Consider the following 21,707-nt stretch of genomic DNA (forward strand, 5'->3'; position numbering starts at 1 on the left):
ATGGAATATGAGAATTCCAATTCTGAAATTGAATCAGTATTTGTTAATTAGTATACAAACCGAACTTGATGATCAAACCGCTCTTCAATTTCAAGAAGATTTATTAGGTAAAATTCATGAGGAAGGCTCTAACGGTGTTGTTATCGATTTAACAAGTGTTGATATGATTGACTCTTTTATTGCAAAGGTTTTAGGTGATGTAGTTGATATGTCAAGTTTAATGGGGGCAAGAGTCGTACTAACAGGCATTCGACCTGCTGTTGCGATTACTCTTATTGACATGGGAATTAAATTAGAGGGCGTATCAACTGCTCTGGACCTTGAACAAGGACTCGCAAGTTTGCAACAGGAATTGGAGGGTTAAGTATGGATAATCTCCAATCCGCTGTTGAAGTAAATAATGAGTGGGGTATTGTGGCAGCTAGACAAGCAGGACGTGACCTGTCTCGCCAAATTGGTTTTGGCAATGTCGATCAAGCGCGCATTACAACAGCTATCTCTGAATTAGCACGGAATATCTATTTATACGCAAACCGAGGAGAAATTATCCTTGAAATTGTGGAAGATTTAAACAACGCTAGACCGCGTAAAGGAATTCGTGTAACAGCGAAAGACGAAGGACCAGGTATACAAAATATTCGACAAGTGATGGTTGATGGATTCACAACTTCTAGCGGCTTAGGTGCGGGTTTGCCTGGCGTGAAACGATTAATGGATGAATTCACCATTGATTCTGAGGTAGGAGTGGGCACGACAATCACCGCGACAAAATGGACAAGATAAGGAGGGGAGTGAATGCGACTAACCGATCATAAACTGCAACTCTCCTATAAGCGAATTCTTAAAGAATTTCTTGAAGAACAATCAGAAGAAAGTCTTTATGAAGCGCAAAAAATAAGCAAATTTCTTCTGGAGCAACAAATTTCTCCAGAAGAATTTGTGAGCATTCACTTTAAATTATTAACAGAATTGTTGCCTACTATTGATAAGAAAGTAAAGGATTCATTTGATTTACTCTTAGAAGTCATGATGGGTTATGGCTTAGCTTATCAAGAACATCAAATATTGAGAAACCGTCAGCAAGAATTAGAGTTAGAGATTGATGTTGCGGCGAGTATGCAGCAAACCCTCATGCCACAAGAAAAGCCAAAAGCGCATTTTCTTGATATTGGGGTTGTTTCTGTTCCAGCTAAAAAAATGAGTGGTGATTACTATCACTATGTCCACGATGACAATAGAGGGTTAGGCATGGCAATAGCTGATATTATCGGCAAAGGTGTCCCAGCCGCCTTATGTATGTCGATGATTAAATATGCTATGGATAGTTTACCGTCTGAACAACAGCTGGAACCGTCTGTTTTGTTGGGGAACTTAAACCGGGTAGTCGAACAAAATGTTGACGATAGTATGTTTATTACGATGATGTATGGATACTATAACAGAACAACGTCTGATTTTCATTATTCTGGAGCTGGTCATGAACCGGGCTTTTTTTACAATGAAAAAGAAGATTCTTTTGAAGAACTTCGTGCAAAAGGATTAGTTCTAGGCGTCTCTAGAAAAACCACATACCGTGAATACATTCGACATTTAGAGATAGGAGATTTCGTTGTTCTTTTATCTGACGGTGTAACTGAATGTAGAATTGGTGATGAATTTATTGAAAGAGAAGAAATAACAAATCTCATTCGCAAATACATGCATTTAAGTGCCCAGGAAATGGTCGATCATGTGTATGAAGAGTTAATGAAGTTACAAGATTTCACCTTACGTGATGATTTCACCCTAATTATTTTGCGGAGAAAGGTTTAACAAAGTTTGTTACGTGGTAAGAGAGTACAATGGAACTGAAATGGTCTTTGAGGAGGAGTAACAAGTATGAACCTTTCAATAAAATCGGAACAAGTGGATTCCACTTATCATATACATTTGGCGGGAGAAATTGATGCCTACACAGCACCTCAATTAAAAGAATCGCTGCTCCCATTAGCAGAAAAAGAAAATCAACAAATTAATATTCACTTTGATGAAGTGGAGTATATTGATAGCACAGGCTTAGGTGTGTTTGTTGGCGTATTAAAAGCAACGGATGCAACGAACAGTGAATTAACGTTATTAGGAATGACTTCTCGCATTAAACGTCTATTTTCAATTACTGGTTTAGACGAAGTTATTTCAATCAAATCGAAGGAGGGACAAGGGTGATGGAACAAAACGATCGAATCCATCTTGAGCTCCCTGCTAAACCAGAATATGTGAGCATTGCGCGTTTAACTGTCTCAGGTATTGCGAACCGATTAGGCTTTTCTTATGATGATATTGAAGATTTGAAGATTGCTGTTGCAGAAGCATGTACAAATGTTGTTGAACATGCGTATTCAGAAGACGGTTTTATTTCTTTAGCATGTTATATTTACGAAGATCGCATTCAAATTGTCGTTGCAGATCAAGGCAAAAGCTTCGACATTGCGGAAGTGGAAAGTCGTCTCGGACCAGTTGATGCGAAAAAACCTGTAGGAGATTTAAAGGAAGGAGGGCTTGGTTTATTCCTCATTAGTACGTTAATGGATAAAGTAGAAATTAATGAAGATAACGGTGTAATGCTTGTTATGACAAAGTACCTTTACGAGAGTGGGGTGAAGGAAAGTGTCGACGGAATCTCTTCCTTACAATCAGAATAAGGATGACATTTATCAATGGATTGAAGAATATCAGCGCACAGGTTCCGAAGAAGTTCAAGTACGTCTCGTAAAGCATTTTGAAGCGCTGGTTCGCTCTCTATCACGAAAATTCTCGAAAGGAAGAGAGTATGACGAAGACCTCTTTCAAGTGGGAATGGTTGGCTTACTTGCCGCATTAAACCGTTATAATGAGGAATTTGGACGAAGCTTTGAATCTTTTGCGGTTCCGACTATAGTTGGTGAAATCAAACGCTTTATTCGTGATAAGACGTGGAGCGTACACGTTCCAAGACGAATAAAAGAACTGGGTCCTAAAATCAAAAAAGCTGCCGATGCTCTTACCATCGAATTGCAACGTTCTCCGTACGTTCATGAAATTGCTCAGTACTTGGAAGTTGAGGAAGAAGAAGTACTAGAGACAATGGAAATGAGCAAGAGTTACCAAGCGCTTTCAGTCAATCGCTCGTTGGAAGCAGACCAAGAAGGAGGAGAAGTAACACTCCTTGACTTGGTAGGGAACGATGATACTGGCTATGAACAAGCCGATCAAAGAATGTTATTAGAAAAAGCATTTCAGGTTTTAAATGAGAGAGAGAAAGAGATCTTACAGTGTACGTATTATGAGAACTTAAGCCAAAAAGAAACAGGTGAGAAGCTAGGCATTTCTCAGATGCACGTATCAAGGTTGCAACGAAGGGCGTTACAAAAACTTCGTGATTCTATTCGAATAGAGCCTACGGAGATCTTTTAATGGTTACACTCTATAAGGATCAGCACATTGATGTAGCAACGGTTCAAAAAACAAAACCTGGAAATGCGGTGTGTGGAGATGGCCATATCGTATTTCAGAGTAGTGCGTACACGATTTGTGCAGTCATTGACGGTCTTGGCAGTGGAAAAGGAGCGCATCTTTCCGCTGAAAAAGCCATTCGTGCTATTCAAGACCATCACGACGAGGATGCTGAACAAATACTAGAGCGATGTAATCAGTACCTCGCAAATGAAAGAGGTGCCGTTATTACGTTGCTCCGCATTGACTATAAAGCTTCTACAGTGACGTACTCTAATTTTGGTAACATCGGGTTTATTTTATATCATCCTGACGGCACAGTGGAACAACCAATGCCTAAGAGAGGCTATCTATGTGGTCGTGTTCAAAAGCTCAGTAGCGAACAATTCCGCTATAAACCTGGCTCATCGTTCATTATGTATTCCGATGGCGTGGAGCAATTGCCGAAAGTACGTGAGTATTCAGCAACAGCAAAAGCTGTTAGTGAGAAACTTTTAAATGGCAAGTTTTATAGTCAAAAAGATGATGCAACCTTAATGATAGGCAATTTCAAGTAAGCAGTGCTGAGAAGTGGCTGCTTATTTTTTTATGTTATGATGAGAAGAAGTGGAAAAAAGGAGGAACACACAATGGAACAATGGATTCAGCAAACGGTTCAAAAAACAAACTTAACGTATAAACAAGTAAAGAATGTCGTATCATTGTTGCAAGAAGGCAATACAGTCCCTTTTATAGCCCGGTACCGTAAAGAACAGACAGGTGCACTAGATGAAGTGCAAATTAAAACAATCGCCGATACATATGAGTACGAAAAGAATTTGTCTGAGCGAAAAGAAGAAGTCATTCGGTTAATAGATGAACAAGATAAACTAACACCAGAATTAACAGCAAAAATTACTGCAGCGACTCAATTGCAGAAAGTAGAAGATTTGTATCGACCGTTTAGGCAAAAGCGCCGTACAAGAGCAACGGTTGCAAAAGAAAAAGGTTTGGAGCCGTTAGCACAAAAAATACGAACATTTCCTTCTGATTTTAATATGGAGGAGGAAGCAGCGCATTATTTTAGCGACGAACATGGGTTACATGAAGTAGAAGATGTTTTCGCTGGTGTGAATGATATTATAGCCGAGGTCATTGCGGAAGATCCGAAAGTACGTGAAAGCCTTCGTAATGCAGCGATGAAAGAGGGCTTAATGACTTCTGAACTGAAAAAAGGCGCAGAAGATGAGAAAGGTGTTTTTAGCCATTATTATGCGTATCAGGAATCCGTTAAAACGATTGTACCGCATCGAACGTTGGCGCTAAACCGAGGGGAGAAAGAACAAATTCTTAAAGTCGCTGTCACGTTCCCGAAAGAAGCGTTTATTCTCAAACTGACACGCCTATATATTGGGGAGAAGCGTTCTCCTGTTGTGCCAATAATGGAAAAGGCTTTAAGCGATGCTTATACGAGACTTATTGAACCTTCCATTGAACGTGATGTGCGTAATAGACTTACGGAAGTTGCTGAAGAACAAGCTATATCAATATTTGCAGAGAATTTAAAGCAGTTATTGTTGCAACCACCAATGAAAGAGCAAATTATATTAGGGGTGGACCCCGCGTTTCGAACAGGCTGCAAGTGGGCAGTTATTGACCAAACAGGTAAGCCTCTTGATATTGGTGTCATCTATCCAACAGCGCCCCATCATAAAGAAAAAGAAGCTGCGGACGTTATTCGAAAACTCGTGAAGAAGCACGATGTGAAAATGGTTGCAATTGGAAATGGTACAGCCTCAAGAGAAACTGAACAGTTCATCGCAACCGTTCTAAAAGAAATGGATCAAACCGTATATTACGTGATAGTGAATGAAGCAGGTGCCAGTGTTTATTCAGCATCCGAACTTGCGCGAAAAGAGTTTCCAGACTTACAAGTCGAGCAACGAAGTGCTATCTCTATTGCCAGACGGTTACAAGACCCACTAGCGGAACTTGTGAAAATCGATCCAAAATCTGTTGGTGTTGGTCAATATCAGCATGATGTAACACAAAAGAAGTTAAATGAATCGTTAAGCTTTACCGTCGAAACAGTCGTCAACCGAGTTGGAGTCAACGTGAATACGGCTTCTGCGTCATTACTGTCTTATGTAGCAGGTCTTAACAAAACGCAAGCAACGAATATTGCTGCATACCGTGATGAAAATGGTGCATTCACGAGTAGGAATGAATTAAAAAAAGTGCCTCGCCTTGGTAAAAAATCGTTGGAACAAGCAGTTGGCTTTTTACGTATTGCGGGTGGGAAGAATCCGCTTGATGCAACAGCCATTCACCCGGAAAGCTATGCGGAAGCAACAGCTATTCTAGAGAAGTTAGCAATGACACCACAGGATATTGGAAGCGAGCAGTTGAAAGTGAAAATAACGGGACAAACAGCATCTTCATTTGAAGAAGAGCTAGAGATTGGTCATCATACGTTACAAGATTTACTTGACGCATTTGTGCGGCCAAACCGTGATCCAAGAGATGAGGTCACAGCGCCCCAATTAAAGCAAGACGTCCTAAAGATGGAAGATCTACAAAAAGGAATGGAGCTTCAAGGAACGGTACGGAACATTGTTGATTTTGGTGCTTTTGTTGATATCGGTGTTAAACAAGATGGACTCGTTCATATTTCTAAGTTAGCCAATCGCTTTGTAAAGCACCCACTTGATGTTGTTTCAATCGGTGAAATTGTAACCGTATGGGTAGAAACAATCGACTTCGAAAAAGAACGAATTGCCTTAACGATGAAGCAACCACAATGATGAAAAGGAGAGCATGACGCCTCTCCTTTTTTGTGTTAAAATTTAAATGGTTTTTTTATTGTTAAAGCGACTTTGGACAGTAGATCTATAATAAAACCAGCACTGATTAAGTACTTTTACTTGGTGGCGATTCTTTTCACTATAAGCCTTTTTTAATTGATTCTGAAGCCAAGTAGGCAAAGGATTGTCGCTCCCTTCGTTTTTCAAATAGTATATGCCAGCGGGGTTGTCAGTGTTGATGAATAATTTTTGGAGGGATTATGACGAATAAAGAATTACAAGCTTTAACCGAAGCGCTTTCTGACTCTTATTTTGACAGACCCTTTCAGCATACAGCCATCTTTAACCCTCGTTTACGGACAACTGGAGGGCGCTATTTGCTCTCAAGCCATAATATTGAGCTAAATGAAAAGCACTATGCCAAGTACGGAAAAGAGGAACTGATTGGCATTATTAAGCATGAGCTATGTCATTATCACCTTCACCTTCTAGGCAAGGGCTACCGCCATAAGGACCAAGATTTTAAACAGTTACTAAAAAAAGTTGGTGCTCCCCGTTACTGTCGCTCTGTTAAAGAGAGTCAGGCACAAATATATTACGTGTATCAATGCTCATCGTGCGAGCAAAAATACTACCGTAAACGGAAAGTAAATCAATCCAAATATGTATGTGGTGTATGTAGAGGGAAACTTCAATTTTTGTCTTAAAAAACTCTTGCACTGAATTGGTAGCTTATGATATATTATAGAAGTCGCTAAGGAGACAAGAACGTTTTATACATATTCCACAGTAGCTCAGTGGTAGAGCTATCGGCTGTTAACCGATCGGTCGCAGGTTCGAATCCTGCCTGTGGAGCCACGGAGAAGTACCCAAGTGGCTGAAGGGGCGCCCCTGCTAAGGGTGTAGGTCGTGTAAGCGGCGCGAGGGTTCAAATCCCTCCTTCTCCGCCATTTTTACTCTAGGCCCGTTGGTCAAGCGGTTAAGACACCGCCCTTTCACGGCGGTAACACGGGTTCGAATCCCGTACGGGTCACCATTTAGTTTATTGAAAAAGTACGAAGGTTATCTGAAGTTATATTGACAAAGAGAATCGAGTAATTTGAGGACAACAGATGCTTGAAGGAAAGAGTGTACATTTGTACATGACTGACTGAAAGACATGAATTGGACGAAAAAGTACAAAGGTTATCTGAAGTCACATTTGGAGGATTAGCTCAGCTGGGAGAGCACCTGCCTTACAAGCAGGGGGTCGGCGGTTCGATCCCGTCATCCTCCACCATCTTCATAATGGTCCGGTAGTTCAGTTGGTTAGAATGCCTGCCTGTCACGCAGGAGGTCGCGGGTTCGAGTCCCGTCCGGACCGCCATTATGTTTTCTTTCTGTTTTCGCGGGTGTGGCGGAATTGGCAGACGCGCTAGACTTAGGATCTAGTGTCTTTATGACGTGGGGGTTCAAGTCCCTTCACCCGCACTTTTAAAAAGTGCTTTTTTTATTCAACGAGCGGTTGTGGCGGAATGGCAGACGCGCTAGGTTGAGGGCCTAGTGGGAGTTAAATCCCGTGGAAGTTCGAGTCTTCTCAACCGCATCAGTAGTACCAAGGCTTTCGGAGCTTTGGTACTTTTTAATTTCGATAGAATTGAACACGATCTTCACCACATCTTCACCACAGAGTAGAAAAACGGGAGTGAAGCTGGAGTAAAATAATGATTTTGGCTGATACTTGTAAATGTTCACTGAATGTTCATAGTTCGTGTTTTGTGTTTATAATAGAAAAAAACCAAACAGAGCAAGGGATTCCGCTTGGCTTAAAACATATTATTAAATTTATCTGCTGTTTCTTGTTGTTTATTAGGGAAAAGATGAAACTAATTTTTTTGTATTAAGGCTTAGTTTTACTCTAAATATATATGCTCTAAAAAATTCAAATTTGTAGCTATTTATTTTCAGATTAGCCTTTTAATAAAGCGGATAAAGAGGGGATTTTATGGTGTCAGTTACTCGAAGGATTTCTGAGATTAAACAACCAAGAGAAGGATATATAAAGCCAAAAGAATTTGTTATCACAGATTTACAAGATGAAAATGTTTTAAATGAAAGTGAAAACATACATAGTACTCTAGTTGGTCTAGCTGTAGATTATCTAACAAGACTTATGAATGGAGCACCATTAGAAGAGGTTTTCAGGATTTCTTTGGTGGGTGCTTCAGCTATCAAAAAGGATGAATTAGCAACTAATTTATTATCTGAAATAAGTGGTACCGATGATATCTCGGTAAAAAATGCATGCAAATTGGCAGGGTTTGATGTAGTGTATCGTTCAGGGATAATGGGTTATAAACCAGTAGAATTAATTAATCCTAATGGAGAAACTATTTCAAACATTAGAATAATGATTGATCGATCATTGATTTTTATTAATTCTTACGGTCCAATTATAAAAGATGGTTTTACTTTTAAAGGAGGATACACAAATCTTGTTAATTCAGGTGATGGTGATTTTTTAACGGAAGATACATTATGGGATTTCAAAGTTTCTAAATCAAAACCCACTAATAAGCACACACTACAATTGCTTATGTATTATTTACTGGGAATCCATTCTATACATTCTGAATTTGAAAGAATAAAGAGATTAGGTATCTTTAATCCTCGATTAAACAAAGTTTCTTTGCTTCCTGTAGAAAACATATCCGAAGAGGTTATTGATCTTGTTAAGACCAATGTTATAGGTTATAAATTCAATGGAAAACTTAATGATAGACAATTAAGGTACGTAGTTGATAAATATATCATTCCAAATAAAAAATTTGATTTTAATGACATAAAATCAAGAGACGAACTTAATGACCTTACAGAGGGATTTAAAAAGTTCAATAAACTTACTAGCCAAGAAAAGACCGAATTGCTTAATTTGGACTAGTTAATATATGGTAATTGTGTCTAAATGGATAATATATCAAAAAAATATTGATTTTCTTTTAGGCTATAGTATAATGAAGTTAACCGTTGGAAGGCGAGGGTTATGCCTGAATCCAAATATTCCATTTGCGGGATTAAGAATGGTATACCATTCTTTTTTTTTGTCTTAAGGAGGTAAATATGTCCAATTCTGATAAACCTTTTGATATAGAAGAACAAATCGATTCCATGAAGAAATATATTGTTTTTAGAAAAAGAACTAAAATAAGAAGGTTGTTAAATTATGCAGGCTATTTTCGGGTGAGTAGATATGGCAAATATCTTTTATCATTCACTAGTGTAATTAAAACAAAACCAGATCAACAATTGCTCTATGATCTTTATAATTTAGATATTGAATTAAGGAAATTATTCTATACATATTGTAAAAAAGCTGAATTACAGTTTAAAAGCCACATAGCTAACTCGATATCTTTGAGTACGGGTAACCAAAGTTGGTATTTAGAAAGAATTTATTACACAGAAACACGTGGTGAAAAAGATAAACAAAAGAGGCTTTCAAATAAAAAACATTTCAATAAATTTAAGAAGATCTTATTAGCTGAAGAAAATAAAATTAGGACACAGACAAACAAATATCCAGAGTTTAAAGAATATAGAAGAGGTGGAGCAAGGTCTTCTAAAAAATTGCCTTGTTGGGCTGCTTTTGCTTATTTTGATTTTGGTACAATTACAAATATGTACGCATACCTTCGAGGAGATTTACGGAAAGATGTTTTAATTTATGGATATTCAAAAAAAAGATATGGAAAAGAAGTAACTAAGCAAGTAGATACTTGGCTTGACGCAATTAGAAATTTAAGGAACGTTTGCTCTCATCATAATAAATTAGTAGGGAAAACTTCTTCTGTTGTACTGTTGGATAAAGAAGATACTCCTGGAATTTTACCTAGTAATACAGATTTACTATCACGTATGTATGCATTAAAAAAATTACTAAACACAGAAGACAGCGATTCGCTAAAAAATGACTTAAAAAAAATAATTAAAAGAAGTAAGTTTGATGTATACACATTTAGTATATTGCCCAACAATTGGGAAGACATTTATGATCGCACTAATCACTTATAAATAAAATACGAATAAATATAAGAGTTAAACATATATTATAAGTAACCATAGGAAGGCAAGGGTAATGCCTGAATCCAAATATTCCATTTATGGGAGAAGCAGAACTATATGTTTTGCTTCTTTTTTAATAAAAAATTTCAATTAACACTCTCGTAATACGAATATTTTTTACGAAAAAAATAGTGTTCGTATTTTTTCGTTTTCTTTCTTTCCAAATTCTTTCCATAACCATACGATTTAAACTGAAATAGGTGTAAGAATAAAGGCTTTTATTTAAGTATATGAGGCCTCAACCGCATCAGTAGCACCAAGGCTTTCAGAGTTTTGGTGCTTTTTTAATTTTAGAATTGAACACGATCTTCACCACAGAAGAAAGGGCTTAAATATCTATTTTTGTATCGCTTAGCAAGGTTAAAATATCTTCTAACACTTTTTTGAAATCAATATTGGATTTAATAGATGTATAACCAGGTTTTTGCTACTAAGTGCGCTTAATAATCTTTATCCACTAGAATACCGGACATAAGCAATTTAATTGCATTTATGTGAGATTGGATATAATCCTTTTCACTTAATTGTGGCATAGATAGACAATATTGAGATACACCTGCTAGCATTGAAATAACAGTAAGACTTAAATCAAGGTTATCTTGCTTAATAAAATAGCCTTCTTTAATACCCTTTTCCACCGTGTCTCTGACACTATTATGGGTCTTATTAATCAGTTGATTGACTTCCTCTAAAGTTTCTAAATCATTTTCTAAAGTCTTAGCAAATTCTCCTATGGAATTAAAAATTGGATTTTTACAATCTTTGCCCAACTGTTCTGCAATCATTATAAGATTTTCTGGTGGCGATGTGACATCACTTTTTGGAGTAACCTTAATAAGATAATTATCAACATAGTTTTTCAATAATTGAAGGTATATCATTTTTTTATTTTTAAAATGATGGTAAATATTACCCTTGCTCATATTAGCCATCACACATAAATCGTCCATGGTAGCTTTGTCATACCCTTTTTGAACGAATAATTTATGTGCATGTAACAAAATCATTTCTTTAGCTTCTTGGGCAGATAATCTTCTTCTCTTCATAAGACCTCACAGCAAGATTATTTTTTTTGGTAGCGCTGATAGAATATATATATTAAAAGAGTAACAAAACCTGCTGAAAAAACAAGGTTAATATTTAACGTCTCTCTATGGAGAATAGTATCTAAGCCCTTTCCCTCAAGGGTAGATGCTGACCCAAAAGAAAGTACGTTTACAAGCAGAATATTATATGCAAAATGGAGAGCAACTGGAGCCCCAAGCCCATTTGAGTAATAAGCAACTAAGCTAAGTAAGACCGCTATCACGAGATAAAAAAGGGGACCTAATATTCCATAAGCAGTCATCTCTGGATTTAATCCGTGTAAGGCAGTAAATAGTATTGCAGGAATAATTATAACGAGGATTTTGCCCCATTTAACGGGTCTAAACATTCGGTATAGATATCCTCTGAAAAGTAATTCTTCTGCGAATGCAGCTATATAAATTAAAGGTGCAATAAGAATTGTTCCTAATATCCATGGGATAAAATCTGAAGAAATACTATAAGCTTCTGGAAAAAGCAAAAGATCTATTAATATTACTGCTATACCAATAATGATAGTGCCAAGAAAATAGATTGATATTTTCTTCCAATTCGGTCTGTTTCTATCTTGTAATAGAAAAATTTTAATTGGTATTTTAAACATAAAATGAACTACAAAAAATACTGGGATAATGAGAAAGACAAAACTTAAGTATAGGACGATTAAACTTAATAAACCTTCCTTTGTAGAAGGAAACAAATTATTCATTAACGTAACAAATACAACGCTCATTCCTAGCCAAAAAATTAAGATTAGAAATAAACCAAACAAAGATTTTAAGCTTAACCCTATTTTGGGTTCAACCCCATAACGTCTATTATTCATTTTATCTTCTCCTTATATAATTATACCGACTGATCAGTCAGTATAATTATATATATAATCGCCTTTAAAAAGCAAGTGTTATTCTCATTTAATTTTTAATGCATCCTGAACTCTATAATATTAATACCATTTACTCTGGATGAGAGAAAAGTGGATTAGAGTAAGGAAAAATGAAATTAAGGTTATGTATTTGGATTTAGAGTAAGAAAATCAAGGTTTAGAGCAGAGGTATAAATTACGAATATTTATTCAGTATTTATAGTTAATGTTCGTATTTATATGCTGTGAAATAATTATAAGAGGTCTCGAAGTCCTGAATAGTAGGGGTATTTATGATTCACCAATTCTTCACCACGATATTTGAAAATGGACGGTTTTATATGAAATGGGCGCAAATGAGTGCAAGTGGTGTGCGTATTTGCAGGAGATAACACATTTCCACGTCATTGAGGGCCTAGTGGGAGTTAAATCCCGTGGAAGTTCGAGTCTTCTCAACCGCATCAGTAGTACCAAGGCTTTCAGAGCTTTGGTGCTTTTTTATACTTATATAGGTGATCGACGGGATTCTTTCCAAACTCTTTTTCCACAAAACATCATCTATCTGGATGTTACAGAGAATAGTAAATCTGTAGTAGCAGAAAAAGATGAGAAATCAATATAGGAGCGCAGTAGATTTATTTATCTATGCGCTTTTTTTGTTTTAACGTTACTACAGAAACTTTAGTAAGGTATTTGAAGTAGGGCTTACCCAATGATATGTTTTATTGAGGATGAAAAACTTCTCAAAAGAAAGAGGTCATGTTAAATGAATCTGTTAAATAATGTAAACATCGAAGTGCCTACTGGCTGTGATAATGCACCGCGTAAAAAGATTCTTATTGACCTAACTTTAGCATTTATAGCAAACGATGCAAATTTTATATCAGAAACTTTAAGCCCTTCTTCTATTTGGAGACGATTTGCAACAAACGAGGAAATAGCGGGTGTGAAAAAAATTGTCATTGCCGCAGATAATAACTATCAGAAACCAAATGACATCAAAATCGAGTCAGTCATTACACACGGTAAGTTTGCATCAATTGATGGTGTTGTTCACTATACTGATGGAAGCTCCCTTTATTTTTGTGATGTATTTGTATTTACTAGTGCTTCGAATAAAGGTTTAGTTAAGGAGATAAAGTCGTACCACCTAAAAAAATGAACATGAATACGGTTATTTACAAAATGTTCCAATGATCAACCAACGAGTCTTCATAGCCGCATAATTATTAGTACCAAGGCTATTAAAGCGCTGGTACTTTTTTATACTATGTAGGTTATTAACGGAAGTCGAAGCACTTTTTCCACATAGTAAGAAATGGCTGAAATGTTCGGAAATAGTAGCTGTTGCTTGCTACTTAATTGAATAAAGGCAATCATACATTTTAGGGTAGTAGATTTTGACAGGTCCTAACGCATAAAAGCTCAAATCCCTTTTAGTCCTTCTTGTTCACATGGTAATCTATTTCTTTCAACATACTATCTATTTCTGTTAATCTTCCTGCTAATACTTCCTGATTCAGTATGGACAATTGGCTGATAATATAGTCTGAAACAAAAATAGCTGAGACAATCGAGTTGTGTGAAGCAATACTGTTTGTTGGGCAAACTAATGTGACATCTCCATAAGGAATGACTGGTGATGAAAATTTATCTGTTAAGACGATTACTTTTACTTTTCTTTTTTTTGCTTGTTCCACATAATCAATAATTCTTCTTCCATATCTTGAAAAACTAACTACAATTAATACGTCTTTTTCACTATATGAGATGACATCATCTGCCCAATCACTAGAGTCAGCAAGGGATAATCTTGTATTTCCTAATACTCTATTTATGTTCTGTGACAAGTAGTGCGCAACTGGTAAACCGGCACGAACGCTCGTACAGTAAATATTGTCGGCTTCGCTAATCATTTGTACAACTTGTATCAAATGATCTTCACTATTATCCTCAATTGCTTTTTCAATTTGTTTCATGTGTAAATCATAATGATGTGTCCAGCTTTCATTTTTAGAAATAATAGAAAGATTATACATTAATTTGCTTTGGAGAGATGTTTCTTCTTTAAGAGTAGCATGTAAATGTCTTTGAAATTCAGAGTAACCGGAAAAACCTACGTTCACCATGAGTCTCATAATCGTTGTAGGACTAATACCAACATTCTTTGACAATTGCTCTATTGTCATAAAACCCACTTCTTGGTAATGGTTTAAAATATAATCTACAACTAGTTTCTGTGATTTAGTTAATGAACTACCTTTAGATTTTAAACGTTTTAATGGGTTCACTGTATGTTCACTCCTATTTATTAATTACTTAAAAATAGAGTATCAAAAACAAGGAAAAAATATAACATTATTTTTAAAAAAGAAATATTTTTTCTGATAGCGTTTACTTTAAAGGGGATTACTTATATACTATATCTGAATTCATGAAAACTCTGACAGTAGAGGGAGAGGATTAAATGAAATATTTTGCCGTTTTTTTGCCTATGTTAGACAAAGAGAAAAGTCAGAAATACCGTGAGAATCATCTTGATTATTTAGAAACGAAAAGAAAAGAAGGAAAAATCTTCTTAAATGGGAAATTCTCAGATGGAGCAGGTGGATTAGTCATTTATTATGTAGAGACTATTGAGGAAGTTACTAAATTGGTCCATGAAGATCCCTACGTTATTGAGAAAGCAAGAGGGTATGAAATTCATGAATGGGAAATGGTTGGATTACAAAAAGACTAACCTACAAGGATGTGAGAAAAATGAATGTAGGGTTTATTGGCCTTGGAAACATGGGGATGCCCATGGCTTTAAACTTAGTAAAAGCTAAATTTGACGTAAAAGGGTTAAATCGAAGTAAAGAAAAAGAAGAAACGTTTAGTAAGAATGGTGGTAAGGCTGGGTACTCCATTCAACGTTTACTCGAAGAATCTGATGTAATCATGACGTGTCTCCCAAAACCTGAGGATGTAAATAGCGTTTATCTAGGCGATAAAGGGTTGTTCAAAAATTCACGCGCGAAGCAAATCTTTATAGATTTTAGTACAGTTTCACCTGATTTAACGACAATACTTGATCGAGAAGCTCAGAAAAATCAAGTGAGTTATCTAGATGCTCCTGTAAGTGGTGGAACAGTTGGAGCTGAAAATGGAACATTGAGTATTATGGTTGGTGGGGATAAAAAAGTCTATGATGAAGTTACGCCTATTTTAACTGTCCTAGGTTCTCAATTATTTCACACAGGAAAAGTTGGCTCTGGTACTACTATTAAATTGATTAATCAATATCTAGTAGGTGTGCACACTCAAGTTGTTAGTGAGGCGTTAGTAATTAGTGAAAAAATGGGGATTGATCACGATCAGTTATTCTCCATTCTTTCAAATAGTTTTGCCCAAAGCAAAATTTACGATAGGCATTTTCAAGAGTTTATTTCTAAGAACCGTTACTCTCCGGGGTTTTCTCTAGAGTTGTTAACTAAAGACATCTCACTTGTAAATAAGATGATGGAGGATAATGATTGTAAGTTGCCATTAAAAGACTTAATCGTTTCGCTCTATTTAGATGCAAATCAAAGTCCTTATGCACATAACGATATGTCGGCTATGTATTTGTATAATCAAAGCAAGCAATAGGAACAGCACAGCAATTGCGTCACCGCAGATTGACTTTTTTTATAGCGATGAAGGAATATTTTTTCCTTTTTTATTTTTTTAGTTATATATATTTCTTCCCTGTTGGAGCTAAATTAACATGCTAAAGGAGATTGTAAAAATGACGACCATTAGAATTGAAGAATCACCAACTGTATTAAAAGAATCTTGGGTTACGAGAGCTAAAAAATTAAGTACCACTTTAATAAGTGATGGATTGGAGAATTTATCAGTAATGACAGCGGATATAAAACCTTCTAATCCTAATAGTGTTCTAGTAGGGGCAGCAGTAACGATTGATCTGCCAGTGGGGGATAATTTAGCTTTACATGAAGCTATGTACGCGTCAGAACCAGGACACGTAATGGTTATAACTTCGAACGGTTCTACGGATAGAGCAGTAACTGGAGAATTAATGGTTGCAGCTGCACAGGCACTACAGTTGAACGGTTATGTAATAGATGGGTTAATTCGGGATGCAGGAACACTTGCAACTTCTGATTTCCCGGTATTTAGTAAAGGGTCCATTCCATCTGGACCAAAGAAAGATGGACCAGGTTCAATTAATACACCTATAAAATGTGGAGGGCTACATGTTAACCCTGGAGATTTTATTATGGGTGATGCCGATGGCGTCATTGTCATTCCAGTAGATCAAGTTGAAGAGGCTCTGACACGTGCTGAAAAGAAAGCAGAATATGAAGTGAAGCGACTTGAAGATATTGCTGCAGGCAATATTAGGCCAAAATGGCTTAAACAAAAATAGGTAAAAGAGGAAGCTTTGTTTAAAGAAAAAGATGTTAAAAGGAGAAATCTTATGAGAATTGGTTTCATTGGTTATGGAGAAGCATCTTTTGAACGAAGCTGGACTCGAAGCAACTATGAGTACGGCAGCACGTGATAGATTCGAAAAGCTAGCAAACCTAAATGCGGACATATGGGAAAGTGCTCCTACCAACTGGAAAGATGTTTTGAGTAAAATACATGTCTCAGAGTAATAGGTAAAGCTAAGAGCCGCACAAAGTAATGATTGGCGGTTCTTACTCTTTGTAGCTCATACTAATGAGAGGAGATAGACAATGCGACAAAAAATATTGATTACAAGAAGACCTCCAACCTATTTATTGGAACAGCTTTCTGCAAAGTTTGATGTTGAAACGTGGGATTTTGAAGACCAGCCTATTCCAAGGGACGTACTTTTACAAAAGATCGATAACATTGAGGGGTTGCTTTGTCTCTTAACCGATACGATTGATAACGATTTATTTAAAAAAAGTCATCATCTAAAAGTCGTTAGTAATTTAGCTGTTGGCCACGATAACATTGATGTGAAAAATGCTCAATTAAGAGGTATTCAAGTGACGAATACATCAGGCATTTTAACTGAAACGACAGCTGACCTTACCTTTGCATTAATGCTCACTACAGCAAGAAGGATCATTGAGGCTTCAAATGAGCTAAGAACTGGAAAGTGGAAAACATGGTCTCCTTTTATGCTAGCTGGTAGAGATGTGCATTCCTCCACATTAGGTATAATAGGCATGGGAGAAATTGGATTAGCTGTAGCTAAAAGAGCAAAAGGGTTTGGAATGAAAATACTTTATTATAATCGAACGAGAAAGAAACACTTGGAAGAAGAGCATGGAATGATTTATACCAATTTAGATGAGTTACTACAAACTTCAGATGTTGTTAGTATACTGACACCTTTAACCCCAGAGACAAAGAATATGATTACGTTAAACGAATTAAAAATGATGAAAAAAACCTCCATTCTCATCAATACTTCAAGAGGAAATATTGTTAACGAAAACGATCTAGTTGCTGCGCTCAAATCAGACATGATTTTTGGGGCAGGTTTAGATGTGTATGAACAGGAACCAATACCGCTCGATCACCCGCTTCTATCACTTCCAACTGTTGTTGCACTTCCTCATATTGGAAGTGCAAGTGTACAAACTAGAATGAAAATGTGGGAGCTTGCTGCATTAAATCTTACAACAGCATTGGAAGGTGGAACACCACCTAATAGTGTATGGTTATAATAACAATTCTATATGGCTTCGCTCAAAGGTACGAAAAAAGTGGTTAAAAGAATGAATTCGTATCCCATGGTATGGAGGCTCAAGTGAGGTCAATTAGGTTCGAATCTCTTAACAACATATAGAAAAAATGTTGAAGTACTAGGTCTTTCAGAGATTTAGTGCTTTTTGTTCTATATAGGAGTAGCTTTAAGAGTAAAATAGTAGCTATAATTTTTACGAAGTAAATTTGTCGTTTTTGGCGAATCAGATGTCGTTCCTTACGAATTACAAACGATTAAAAGTTAGATAATATGAAATAGCTGTCCCGTTAACAACTTATCCAAGACTGTTAATGTGCTGATAGAGAGGTGAATTATGACTACGAATGCTCGAATTAGAATACCTGATGGGCTCTGGAATGCTTTGAAGCAACTTGGGGTTAAAGCACCCAATTTGGTTCGAAAAGCAGGATTACCTTTACGTGTCATTAATGAATCGTTTGTTACCATTGAACACTATTATGCACTATGGCAAGCATACTCAGATATCATCAATGACATAGAATTTGGGATGGTACAACTTCCAACTGTATTCGAAACAGCACAATATCCCCCAGCTGTATTAGCTGCTTATCATGCTCGTGATTATCGAGATGCTCTTAAGAGAATGGCACGTTATAAAGAAATGTGTCCTCCTGAAACACTACACATTATAGAAGAACATTCGAATTGTACGATTGAACTAGAGAGTTTTGATAAGGGGCTAATTGAACCGGCGTTGCTTGTTGGCACAACCATTACGTTTTTACTAGAACTAGGAAGACGTGGAACTGGATATCCCATAAAAGCTAAACGAGTAGAGTTTACTCACTCATTTGCTCAAGTAAATGTACTAAAAGAGTACTTTGGGTGCCCGATCCAAATCGGGGCAAAGAGGAATAGACTGACGTTGCATATGGAAGACCTAGATCGTCCCTTTAGTTCATATAACGCTGAGCTACTGGAGGTTTTAACTCCAGTTTTAGAGCAAACGTTGGAAGAACAGCGGAGTAATCAATCAATAACAGCAGTAGTTAAATGGTTGTTAACACGCAATTTAACTGGGGATAAACTGGACATTCATCACATTTCCTTTGAGCTAGGCATGAGCGAACGAACTTTACAGAGAAGGTTAGTTGATGAACATACAAATTATAAAGAAGTGTTAAAGAATGTGCGTCATGAACAAGCAAGATTGTACTTGGCTAATCCAAAACTAGAGATTAGGGAAGTGGCGTTTCTTGTTGGTTATAAAGATCAGAGCTCCTTCTATCGGGCATTCCGGGATTGGGAAGGAGAAACTCCTTTGAAGTGGCGTGCTAGACACTTAAAGTAATAATCACAAAGAAAGTAAAATGAAAAGGGGAAAAGTATCTTGAAACTGGACATATTAAATAAAACGGCTTTAGTTACTGGGTCAACAAAAGGAATTGGTAAAGCCATTGCGAAAGAACTGGCTAGAGAAGGAGTTAATGTTCTTATAAATGGACGTAATCATGAGGAAGTAGAGCGAACAGTACAGGAATTTAAATTAGAATTTCCTTTAACGTCCCCAAAAAATGCTACAGCGGATATTGTCAACGTACAAGAAAGAGATGAACTAATTAGAAGATATCCCATTGTAGACATTTTAGTTAACAATATGGGAATTTATGAGATTATGCAGTATGAAGATGTTACGGATGATGTATGGAGAACATACTTTGAAACGAATGTATTAGCTGCAAATGGATTGTGTAAACACTATCTTCCTAAAATGCTAGAAAGTAATGATGGTCGTATTCTTTTTATAGCAAGTGAAGAAGCAGTAATGCCTTCTGGACAAATGCCACAGTACTGTATGACAAAGTCGATGCTGTTATCACTGGCGAAAAGTTTATCTCTACTCACCAAAGGAACTGAAGTGACCGTCAATACAATTATGCCTGGACCTACACTATCGGAGAATGTTCAATCAATAATAGATAGTATGTACAACGATGAGAGCATGGTATTTTCAGAAAAAGAGAAAAAATTCATGGCTCAGCATCTGCCACAATCTGAAATACAGAGGTTCATCAGGCCATCTGAAATAGGCAGGCTTGCTTCGTTTTTATGTAGTCCATATGCATCTGCTTTTAGAGGTTCACCTATTCGCATGGATGGGGGAATGGTTCCAACCATTTTTTAATAGAAAAGGGTAGTGTTATATGCAGGCCAGGGTCATTCGACGTATAGTGAAGGAGAAAAAGTTTGGCGTGTTCCTAAATAGTTTCGAGTACGAACAAAAAAAGTCCCCATGATTGAGGACTAAAATTTGAATTTAACAGTGCGATGTAAGAGGGAATTTGAAATGACCATCAAATATAGTAGCATTCGATAAGTAAAACAGGGCATCATCATCTGAAGGAATTTTTTTCACTTGTAAACCTTCTACATTCCCTGGATCAAAATGAAAGACAACTTGTTCAGTCTCCTCCTTTAATACGTTACCTAACACCGTGTAAATGTCTTGTGCTTTGCATGAGATAATATCAAAAATATGCAGGGTATGCTCTTCGTGTTCCATTATGACAACGGCTTCTAGTTCTGCAATATAATAAATGGATTCAGGGAATACAACTAAAAAGTAAAACATCAATAGCTCATCATTATTTAGCACACTAATTTTACTCTTATTTTGATAGCGATTTTTGGCCATTGCTTCAAGTAATTGGATATCAGAATCAACGCTTAGTTTTCTTACATTATTTTTAGTACGTTCTCTTAATGACCAGTTAGTAGTCAAACGATACTCACTTTCATCAACTCTAGAAAAGCCGAATTTAGGGTAAAAATCGAGGACAGATTTATTCGCGAAAAGGTAGAAAAAATCGCACTCATCCTTCAAAGTATCAATTATTTTATTCATTAGTACTTTAGATAGACCCTTTTGACGATATCGATTAGCAGTCATAACCGTTCCAATTTGAATAGCGTTATAAGATCTATTATCAATGACAATGTTCATTTTAAAAATCGAAGCATTTGCTATGATTTCCCCATTGTTATTCATAAATGAATAAGGAACATATTTATCATTCCAATACCCTTTGTTAAACCACTTACTAAAATCAATTTGAAAAGTCGTTTGTGCTAATTGATTAAAGCTATTTCTATGTTTTTCGTCCTCTCGGTAATCCGTTATGAAGTTTACATTCTTCATTATTTAATCCTCCTGAAAATGATTTATTAGTTGTTATGAATTTAGTTCATTTGAACAACCCCCTTTTCGAATAACAAAAAAACTTTATGAGAATGAGCTCATAAAGTCTTTTAGTGTGTAAAACAGCATACTACTCGTACAAAAGATTTAGTAATAGTAGTAAATACACTCATTGTTAGACAAAGTTTTTTCTCTTATTTCGCAAAAGGGTAACATGAATAAGCTATAAATTCCTTTAAAAATTTATAGATGCGACCCCTATTAAATTCATAGAATTTAGTTTGCGATAATAAGTTTTAGCATCTTTATCTAATCTCCTCGTTAGTTAATTAACCGCATTATAGCATAGATAAAGACTGTTAAAATAATAAACAATATACAACCTTATTTTCTCTACAACGAAAGTCGTAGTAATTATTGGACTTTAAGAGGTGTCTTACTATAGGGTACGGTGTTAATCTTTACTAGAAAATGATTCACATCATGACTAGTTTTTGTAGAGAGGCT

The 21,707-nt window shown here is 36.3% G+C and carries 23 protein-coding genes and 7 tRNA genes; 25 read left to right on the forward strand and 5 right to left on the reverse strand.

The window, feature by feature from the left end:
* Positions 1–7 precede the first annotated feature (7 nt).
* From BK583_RS04425 to BK583_RS04460, 8 genes are all read left to right on the forward strand, one after another.
* Positions 8–364, forward strand: a complete 357-nt coding sequence (locus BK583_RS04425) for an STAS domain-containing protein (RefSeq protein WP_035398810.1) — start codon at positions 8–10, stop codon at positions 362–364.
* A gap of 2 nt (positions 365–366) precedes the next feature.
* Positions 367–783, forward strand: a complete 417-nt coding sequence (locus BK583_RS04430; protein ID WP_035398808.1) for an anti-sigma regulatory factor — start codon at positions 367–369, stop codon at positions 781–783.
* Between the two features lie 12 nt (positions 784–795).
* The gene (locus BK583_RS04435; RefSeq protein ID WP_038483067.1) at positions 796–1,812 is read left to right on the forward strand and encodes a PP2C family protein-serine/threonine phosphatase; all 1,017 of its coding nucleotides are present in this window, start codon (positions 796–798) and stop codon (positions 1,810–1,812) included.
* Positions 1,813–1,878: 66 nt separating this feature from the next.
* Positions 1,879–2,205 carry an STAS domain-containing protein gene (locus BK583_RS04440; protein ID WP_035398804.1) on the forward strand — a complete coding sequence of 109 codons (327 nt, stop codon included), beginning with the start codon at positions 1,879–1,881 and terminating at the stop codon, positions 2,203–2,205.
* The gene (gene rsbW, locus BK583_RS04445) at positions 2,202–2,681 is read left to right on the forward strand and encodes an anti-sigma B factor RsbW (protein WP_035398802.1); all 480 of its coding nucleotides are present in this window, start codon (positions 2,202–2,204) and stop codon (positions 2,679–2,681) included. Before BK583_RS04440 ends, rsbW begins: the two co-directional genes overlap by 4 nt.
* The gene (gene sigB / locus BK583_RS04450) at positions 2,647–3,432 is read left to right on the forward strand and encodes an RNA polymerase sigma factor SigB (protein WP_038483064.1); all 786 of its coding nucleotides are present in this window, start codon (positions 2,647–2,649) and stop codon (positions 3,430–3,432) included. Before rsbW ends, sigB begins: the two co-directional genes overlap by 35 nt.
* Positions 3,432–4,028, forward strand: a complete 597-nt coding sequence (locus tag BK583_RS04455) for a PP2C family serine/threonine-protein phosphatase (RefSeq protein ID WP_055736906.1) — start codon at positions 3,432–3,434, stop codon at positions 4,026–4,028. Before sigB ends, BK583_RS04455 begins: the two co-directional genes overlap by 1 nt.
* A gap of 72 nt (positions 4,029–4,100) precedes the next feature.
* Positions 4,101–6,254: a Tex family protein gene (locus BK583_RS04460; protein ID WP_055736907.1), complete on the forward strand. Its 2,154-nt coding sequence runs from the start codon at positions 4,101–4,103 to the stop codon at positions 6,252–6,254.
* A 42-nt stretch (positions 6,255–6,296) separates the two neighbouring features.
* Here BK583_RS04460 and cmpA read toward each other — a convergent pair whose 3' ends face one another.
* Entirely contained in the window at positions 6,297–6,434 is a 138-nt protein-coding gene (gene cmpA, locus BK583_RS20410; RefSeq protein ID WP_095150667.1) for a cortex morphogenetic protein CmpA, read from the reverse strand.
* An 80-nt stretch (positions 6,435–6,514) separates the two neighbouring features.
* Here cmpA and BK583_RS04465 point away from each other — a divergent pair, with 80 nt between their 5' ends.
* From BK583_RS04465 to BK583_RS04510, 10 genes are all read left to right on the forward strand, one after another.
* Positions 6,515–6,961: a SprT family protein gene (locus BK583_RS04465; RefSeq protein ID WP_038483055.1), complete on the forward strand. Its 447-nt coding sequence runs from the start codon at positions 6,515–6,517 to the stop codon at positions 6,959–6,961.
* 76 nt (positions 6,962–7,037) lie between these two features.
* A tRNA-Asn gene (locus BK583_RS04470) sits at positions 7,038–7,112 on the forward strand.
* A gap of 1 nt (position 7,113) precedes the next feature.
* Positions 7,114–7,204, forward strand: a tRNA-Ser gene (locus BK583_RS04475).
* A gap of 11 nt (positions 7,205–7,215) precedes the next feature.
* Positions 7,216–7,290 (forward strand) — tRNA-Glu (locus BK583_RS04480).
* Between the two features lie 167 nt (positions 7,291–7,457).
* Positions 7,458–7,533 (forward strand) — tRNA-Val (locus BK583_RS04485).
* 10 nt (positions 7,534–7,543) lie between these two features.
* Positions 7,544–7,620: transfer RNA gene (locus BK583_RS04490), tRNA-Asp, on the forward strand.
* A 21-nt stretch (positions 7,621–7,641) separates the two neighbouring features.
* Positions 7,642–7,724 (forward strand) — tRNA-Leu (locus BK583_RS04495).
* 30 nt (positions 7,725–7,754) lie between these two features.
* Positions 7,755–7,839, forward strand: a tRNA-Leu gene (locus BK583_RS04500).
* 399 nt (positions 7,840–8,238) lie between these two features.
* Positions 8,239–9,174, forward strand: coding sequence for a hypothetical protein (locus BK583_RS04505; RefSeq protein ID WP_236702433.1), 936 nt, complete (start codon positions 8,239–8,241; stop codon positions 9,172–9,174).
* A gap of 179 nt (positions 9,175–9,353) precedes the next feature.
* Entirely contained in the window at positions 9,354–10,304 is a 951-nt protein-coding gene (locus BK583_RS04510; protein ID WP_055736908.1) for an Abi family protein, read from the forward strand.
* A gap of 491 nt (positions 10,305–10,795) precedes the next feature.
* Here the strand turns inward: BK583_RS04510 and BK583_RS04515 are convergent, their stop codons facing one another.
* Both BK583_RS04515 and BK583_RS04520 read right to left on the reverse strand, forming a co-directional pair.
* A complete protein-coding gene (locus BK583_RS04515; protein WP_055736432.1) occupies positions 10,796–11,401 on the reverse strand; it encodes a TetR/AcrR family transcriptional regulator in 606 nt (201 codons plus the stop codon).
* A 17-nt stretch (positions 11,402–11,418) separates the two neighbouring features.
* A complete protein-coding gene (locus BK583_RS04520) occupies positions 11,419–12,267 on the reverse strand; it encodes a CPBP family intramembrane glutamic endopeptidase (protein WP_078440041.1) in 849 nt (282 codons plus the stop codon).
* An 805-nt stretch (positions 12,268–13,072) separates the two neighbouring features.
* Between BK583_RS04520 and BK583_RS04530 the strand changes: the two genes are divergently transcribed.
* Positions 13,073–13,468 carry a hypothetical protein gene (locus BK583_RS04530; protein ID WP_055736430.1) on the forward strand — a complete coding sequence of 132 codons (396 nt, stop codon included), beginning with the start codon at positions 13,073–13,075 and terminating at the stop codon, positions 13,466–13,468.
* A gap of 274 nt (positions 13,469–13,742) precedes the next feature.
* Here BK583_RS04530 and BK583_RS04535 read toward each other — a convergent pair whose 3' ends face one another.
* A complete protein-coding gene (locus BK583_RS04535) occupies positions 13,743–14,597 on the reverse strand; it encodes a MurR/RpiR family transcriptional regulator (RefSeq protein ID WP_055736429.1) in 855 nt (284 codons plus the stop codon).
* A 176-nt stretch (positions 14,598–14,773) separates the two neighbouring features.
* Here BK583_RS04535 and BK583_RS04540 point away from each other — a divergent pair, with 176 nt between their 5' ends.
* From BK583_RS04540 to BK583_RS04565, 6 genes are all read left to right on the forward strand, one after another.
* Positions 14,774–15,046 (forward strand): YciI family protein, encoded by a 273-nt coding sequence (locus BK583_RS04540; protein ID WP_038483041.1) that lies wholly within the window; start codon positions 14,774–14,776, stop codon positions 15,044–15,046.
* Positions 15,047–15,066: 20 nt separating this feature from the next.
* Positions 15,067–15,936 carry an NAD(P)-dependent oxidoreductase gene (locus BK583_RS04545; RefSeq protein WP_055736428.1) on the forward strand — a complete coding sequence of 290 codons (870 nt, stop codon included), beginning with the start codon at positions 15,067–15,069 and terminating at the stop codon, positions 15,934–15,936.
* A 139-nt stretch (positions 15,937–16,075) separates the two neighbouring features.
* Positions 16,076–16,720, forward strand: coding sequence for an RraA family protein (locus BK583_RS04550; protein ID WP_055736427.1), 645 nt, complete (start codon positions 16,076–16,078; stop codon positions 16,718–16,720).
* Between the two features lie 313 nt (positions 16,721–17,033).
* Complete coding sequence (locus tag BK583_RS04555) at positions 17,034–17,999, forward strand: 2-hydroxyacid dehydrogenase (protein WP_055736426.1); 966 nt, start codon at positions 17,034–17,036, stop codon at positions 17,997–17,999.
* Positions 18,000–18,353: 354 nt separating this feature from the next.
* Positions 18,354–19,352 (forward strand): helix-turn-helix transcriptional regulator, encoded by a 999-nt coding sequence (locus BK583_RS04560; protein ID WP_055736425.1) that lies wholly within the window; start codon positions 18,354–18,356, stop codon positions 19,350–19,352.
* 45 nt (positions 19,353–19,397) lie between these two features.
* Positions 19,398–20,186, forward strand: coding sequence for an SDR family NAD(P)-dependent oxidoreductase (locus tag BK583_RS04565; RefSeq protein WP_371836650.1), 789 nt, complete (start codon positions 19,398–19,400; stop codon positions 20,184–20,186).
* Positions 20,187–20,318: 132 nt separating this feature from the next.
* On the opposite strand, the gene BK583_RS04570 is transcribed toward BK583_RS04565, so the two are convergent.
* On the reverse strand, positions 20,319–21,200 hold the full coding sequence (locus tag BK583_RS04570; RefSeq protein WP_055736423.1) for a GNAT family N-acetyltransferase: 882 nt from the start codon (positions 21,198–21,200) through the stop codon (positions 20,319–20,321).
* Positions 21,201–21,707: the final 507 nt, after the last annotated feature.

The sequence above is a fragment of the Shouchella oshimensis genome (genome assembly GCF_002019765.1).
GTDB lineage: Bacteria > Bacillota > Bacilli > Bacillales > Bacillaceae_D > Shouchella > Shouchella oshimensis.